Annotated in this window: 5 protein-coding genes; 4 read left to right on the forward strand and 1 reads right to left on the reverse strand. The window is 62.0% G+C overall.

What is annotated here, in order from left to right:
* From HMPREF2724_RS12290 to otsB, 3 genes are all read left to right on the forward strand, one after another.
* The coding region (locus HMPREF2724_RS12290; RefSeq protein ID WP_141748317.1) for a trehalose-6-phosphate synthase at nucleotides 1–240 on the forward strand (240 nt) is incomplete at its 5' end.
* Nucleotides 237–734, forward strand: a complete 498-nt coding sequence (locus HMPREF2724_RS03005; protein WP_235591083.1) for a metal ABC transporter substrate-binding protein — start codon at nucleotides 237–239, stop codon at nucleotides 732–734. The genes HMPREF2724_RS12290 and HMPREF2724_RS03005, both read left to right, overlap by 4 nt.
* Nucleotides 735–754: 20 nt before the next feature.
* Nucleotides 755–1,501: a trehalose-phosphatase gene (otsB, locus tag HMPREF2724_RS03010; protein WP_061924620.1), complete on the forward strand. Its 747-nt coding sequence runs from the start codon at nucleotides 755–757 to the stop codon at nucleotides 1,499–1,501.
* A 115-nt stretch (nucleotides 1,502–1,616) separates the two neighbouring features.
* Here otsB and HMPREF2724_RS03015 read toward each other — a convergent pair whose 3' ends face one another.
* Nucleotides 1,617–2,726, reverse strand: a complete 1,110-nt coding sequence (locus HMPREF2724_RS03015; RefSeq protein WP_070432295.1) for a LacI family DNA-binding transcriptional regulator — start codon at nucleotides 2,724–2,726, stop codon at nucleotides 1,617–1,619.
* Nucleotides 2,727–2,844: 118 nt separating this feature from the next.
* On the opposite strand from HMPREF2724_RS03015, the gene HMPREF2724_RS13080 reads away from it, so the two are divergent.
* Nucleotides 2,845–3,410: metal ABC transporter substrate-binding protein (locus HMPREF2724_RS13080; protein WP_246818192.1), on the forward strand; the 566-nt coding region annotated here is incomplete at its 3' end.

A 3,410-nucleotide genomic window follows, 5' to 3' on the forward strand; every position in this document is an offset into this window, starting at 1 on the left:
TTGGTGCTCTCCGAGTTTGCCGGCGCCGCCGCGGAGCTCAAGCAGGCCAACCTATGCAACCCTTTCGACATAGAGTCCATCAAACGCGCCCTGCTCAGCGCATTGAAGGCGCTTGATGATTCACCCGACACCATGCGCCAGCACATGCTCGACCTGCACGCACAGGTGGTCCAACACGACGTGGATGTATGGTCGCGCGCCTTTTTGAGCGCCCTAGAGAAAGCAGCGAAGAACAAGTGAAGCGAGTAATTACAGCGGCACTTCTCGCCGCATCAATGACACTTAGCGCCTGCGGCTCCGAGGATTCAGGGCCGCAGCCACGCGGTGACGAGAGAATCGTGGGCAAGGACTGGCAAGTAGTGGCTATCTACACCAAGCCGGATGAGCCTTCTGCGATTCCGCAGACCGCTAAGGCGGTGCCACAAATGAGCTTCGGCGAATCCTCCATTGTGGGCTCTACTGGCTGTGCGCCGTTCCAAGCCAAGGTCTCCTACAGCGAGGCCGAGGATGCCGCCAATATCCGCGACGCGGACACCATGCACATCGATAAGGTGCGAATGGATACCCGTCCCGACGATTGCACCGGCTCGGCACTATGGGCGGATAATCTGCTACGCAATCTGCTGGCGGAAGACCATGATTTTGAGGTTCGGCTAAACCCGAATAATCAGCTGGTTCTGACTCTGGATACCGCCGAGGTGGACTCCCCCGCTATTCGCATGGTCTCGCTTTAGGGCTGTTTTAGGATGAGGGCATGATTGAAAAGCTCGCAGCAACCAAGCATCTGGCCGTAGTTTCTGACTTTGATGGCACCCTCGCCGGTTTTGCCAATGACATCTATGCGGTTCACGCCGAGCCGCGGTCGTTGGCTGCCCTGGAGCGTCTGGCGAAGCTGCCGGATACCACGGTAGCGGCGCTTTCTGGGCGCCACCTGGAAGGGCTAAAGCGCGTCTTCCCGCTGCGCGAGCCGGTTCTGTTGGGCGGCTCCCACGGCGCGGAGTCCTCGTGGCAGGACTCTTCCCTTTCGCCGGAAGCCCAGGCGCACTTGGACCGCAAGGAAGCAGAAATCCGTGAGCTGATGGAGCGCTTTCCTGGCGCGGAAATTGAGATTAAGCCTTTCCAGCGCGTGTTCCACCTGCGCCGCTTGGAGCTTACAGACCCAGAGCTAGCCGCCGAGGCCTACGCTGCTGGCCGCGCACTCGACCCAGCCGGTTTCCCCATGACTGCCGGCAAGTCTGTCATCGAGTTCTCCGCTACCCAGGCCACGAAGGGCTCATGGATTTCCGAGCTGCGCGAGCGCGTCGGCGCCACGGCCACGGTTTTCTTGGGCGACGACGTCACCGACGAAGACGGATTCGCGGTTTTGAATCAGCCACCAGACCTGGGCGTGAAGGTTGGCGAGGGCGAGACGCTAGCCGCACACCGCGTTCCGGATATTGCGGCTGTGTCTGATTTCTTGGAGGAGCTCGCTGCGGCCCGCGCGGTTCACCTCGGCGCTTAAGCGTGATGCGCGGTAAACGGGGCAAGCGCGGTAAACGGGACAAGCGCGGTACATTTTGCCAAACAAGGCGCTGATTTCGGCAAGTTTTGGCGCAATATTTGGCAAAGTGTGCCGACTAGAGCCGCCAATCCAATAAATGCTGCTCGCGCGGCGAGCCCACCGTGGTCCCCTCGTTGAAGCGGGTGGACAGCAGCTTATGGTCGTGTGCTGGGGCAGTCTCGGAAAGCGCGGCGTCGATATGCTCGGCCAACATGTGGCCTGCCGCCGCGCCTTTGGCTTTATTCGGCTGGACCACGGTAGTAAGCCCCGCCAGCAAGGCGGTGGTGATGCCGTCAAACCCCGTCACGGAGAGGTCTTTCGGTGCCGCGAGGCCAGCATCGCGCAAGACACCGAGCACGCCGAGCGCCATCGAGTCGGTGGTGCACAGCACGGCGGTCAGCTCAGGGCGCGCGGCAAGCAGCTCTTCCGCGGCAGCGCGCGCGGTGCTCGCATCGTTGATGTGGCGGGTGACAATGGGAATCTCGCCAATGCCTGCCTGTGCAAATACATCGAGAGCGCCCAGCACGCGGTCGCGTTGGACGTGCATGTCTGCGCGTTCGACCTGCTCCGGGCTTACGAAACCATCGATGCGCTCGTGGTGGAGGCGAATGCACAGGATGCCAATGCGGCGGTGGCCGGCCGCGAGCAACGCGCGGGCGGCGGGCTTGATTGCCTCGCGGTCATCGATGCCCACGAAGGGAAGGCCAGAGTCCTTGGGCTGATCGCAGACCACCAGCGGAAGACCACGCGTTCGCGCCGCTTCCACGGATTCGGACGAGACCGAGTAGATAACGAAGCCATCCACGGCGGCGCGGGTGAGGAGGGCGGCAGCGTCGTCGGAAGGGGCGTCGGGCCCTGCGGGAATCAGAGTTAGGGTGGTCGCGGCACCCGTGGATGCCTCTGCCATGCCGGCTAGAAAATCAACGGAGGCGGCGTCCTCGAAGGCGTAGGACAAGTGCTCGGTCAGGAGGACCCCCGTGGAGCCCGCGCGGCGAGTGCGCAGGCTGCGCGCGGTGGGGTCGGGGCCCGTGTAGCCGTGGGCTGCGGCCGCGGAGAGAATGCGCTCGCGCGTGGCTGGGGCCAGCTGGTCTGGGCGATTATATGCATTGGAAACGGTGGTACGCGAAACACCCAATTCAGCAGCCAGCGAGGCTAGCGTTTTCCGATTCTGGCTGCGTTTTACCATGCTGGCTACCCTACCCTGTTCACCTCTGCGTTTCGCGTTTCAGGCAAGGTCTTTAGCGAGCGGATTTTCAATACATTTCCATTTGACAACAATTTTCAACAAACGCAAACTAGAGGGCATGAGTTTTTCCCTTAAATCCCTGGCTGCGCCCGCCGCTCTCCTGTGTGCAGGCAGCCTCACCCTGGCCGGTTGCTCCAGCACCGATAGCGCCGACGAGGACACCATCAAGGTCGTCGCCTCCACCTCCATCTGGGCAGATGTGGCCCAGGAAGTCATCGACTCCGCACAGAGGCAAGACGTCAAGATTGAGGTCGAGCCAATCGTCAAGGGCAACGGCGTCGACCCGCACCACTTCGAGCCCACCGCGGCAGACATCGCTAAGGCCAACGAAGCCGACGTCCTCATCGTCGGCGGAGGCGGATACGATTCCTGGCTGTACCAGGCAGTAAAGAACCAGGACGAGATCATCCACGCCCTCCCTCTGACCGACCACGGCAAGCTCGACGAAGAGCCGGACGTCGTCACCGCGGCAGAGGCCAAGGTCATCGCCAAGAAGGAGCCCTCCAAGGTCACCAACATCGAGGGCAACGAGCACGTCTGGTACGACGCTGCCGCCATCGAGAAAGTGGCCACCGAGGTCGCCGACCTAGTCAATGAGGCCAACCCAGAGGCCAAGGCATCTGC

Origin of the sequence: Corynebacterium sp. HMSC071F07, from assembly GCF_001810285.1 — a bacterium.
In the GTDB taxonomy this organism is placed as follows: domain Bacteria; phylum Actinomycetota; class Actinomycetes; order Mycobacteriales; family Mycobacteriaceae; genus Corynebacterium; species Corynebacterium simulans.